Source organism: Bacteroides mediterraneensis (assembly GCF_900128455.1).
Classification (GTDB): Bacteria; Bacteroidota; Bacteroidia; order Bacteroidales; family Bacteroidaceae; genus Phocaeicola; species Phocaeicola mediterraneensis.
This window is the reverse complement of record NZ_LT635795.1, coordinates 1-1593: the sequence shown is the minus strand read 5'-3', so window position 1 is coordinate 1593 and position 1593 is coordinate 1. Positions and strand designations below refer to the sequence as shown.

At 46.0% G+C, this 1593-nt stretch carries 1 protein-coding gene; it reads right to left on the bottom strand.

Annotation, left to right across the window (positions count from 1 at the left end; genetic code table 11):
* Positions 1-170 precede the first annotated feature (170 nt).
* Positions 171-1457, bottom strand: a complete 1287-nt coding sequence (locus BQ7480_RS17490) for an IS1380 family transposase (protein WP_048318236.1) — start codon at positions 1455-1457, stop codon at positions 171-173.
* Between the last annotated feature and the right edge of the window lie 136 nt (positions 1458-1593).

The window sequence follows — 1593 nt, the reverse complement described above, 5'->3', positions numbered from 1 at the left end:
CCTCAAATCCGCAACTACGCGCCTATATGATACAGAAGCGAAAATAATCTGCATCGTTAGTAAAAAGGGGGCACAGTGCATCGAATGTCACCATAAAGACATATAAACGCCCCTTACCCCACCATGCGACTTGAGGCAATACGCAAAGTCACGACCATAAGTTGTCGGTGTTATCCAAAGTCATTCTGGAACACATCAGCATAAGCGTTGTTGCATGAATAGATATTCAGCACATACTGCCTTGATGTCCTGCCCCATTTGGCTGGCACAGAGATGAACTTGAAGACAAACGCCTTGATGCGGCTTGTTGCTTTGAGTCCGAACCTCTTCACGTCAAGCCTCGCCATGATGAATTTATAGAAGTTGCGTATGAGTGCCGTAAGCAGAAGAAACACCGTGTTTTCTCCCATGAAGGATTTTGGAAGCCTGTTCCAGCCGAATCCGTTATTCATTTCATCGAAGATGCGTTCCTTCCCTCCACGGAGGTTATAGAATTTGACAATCTCTTTCTCGGAAGACTCGTAGTCATTTGTAAGGATGCAGCGGTAGGTGTATTCGCCTTCCCACAGGTCAATCTCACCGTCAATTCGCTTCTGCCTTTGGATTACAAGACGGTATGCCCTCCCTTTCCATTTCTCAACAAGAATGGAGTTCAGTTCAAACTCAATGCCGCCCAGTTCCTCTCTCTTCCACCCTCTGAGTGCAAAGATGTCATCGTAGAGCGAACCGCAGCGGTTGGCGCGGATATAGAAAGTCATGCAATGCTTTCCGACCTCTTCCACAATTTCCTCTGAGCAGGATCCGCAATCTGCCCTGAAACGATTGACTGTCAATCCTTTCTGTTCAATCCTCTCAAAGAATCTCCTCAACGTGTCCTTCTGGTGGAAACGAACGTTAGTGTTGCCGTCGCTGTTCTCTATGCCGACAATCATGTCGCCAATGACAGCCACACCTGGACGGTACCCGAGAAACTTCTTGTATGTGGGTTTCGCATCAAACTTCTCAGCCTCTATGAACTGGTGGTCGAAGTCAACGTCATACCCCTCGCCCTCTTTCAGCTGCCCTGTGGACAATAGGCAATTGAGGAGCAGTGTATTCAGCATGTCTGCCGTGTTGAAGTCGTAGGTCTTGCCAGTGTCGGATGTGTAGGAAATGTTATCCTGGGTCAGTTCCTTTATGGCTCTGAGAATCGTGTCGGCACTGCATGTGCGAAATGTCGGATGAAGCGAGAGGTGGTACATCAGATGAGTGGTGACATCCTCTATGCATGAGCCGCCACAGAAATAAACGCTCATAAGCGAACGGATGATTTCGCTGTATTGATAACCATACAGCCTACATCTCATACCGAGGGTTGAGTCGATTACAGATGAGAGATTGGAGTCAAATTGCTCCATTATTGAAAAAATTCCTCCAAAAGGAGAGAGTTTCTCAGATTTTATTGCTACCTTTGCCATGTCTGTCGGGTTTGATACATATTTTGATTTGCAACACTAAGATAGGTGAAAAATCTGACATGGCAAAATCCTGAGCAACTTTTTGTTGCTCAGGTACTTATAAAATAAGTTAAACTAAAATGCTGCGGAATTTAGG

Excerpts from the sequence above, each read along its gene's own strand:
- BQ7480_RS17490 (WP_048318236.1), bottom strand. The coding sequence starts at position 1,457 with ATGGCAAAGGTAGCAATAAAATCTGAGAAACTCTCTCCTTTTGGAGGA.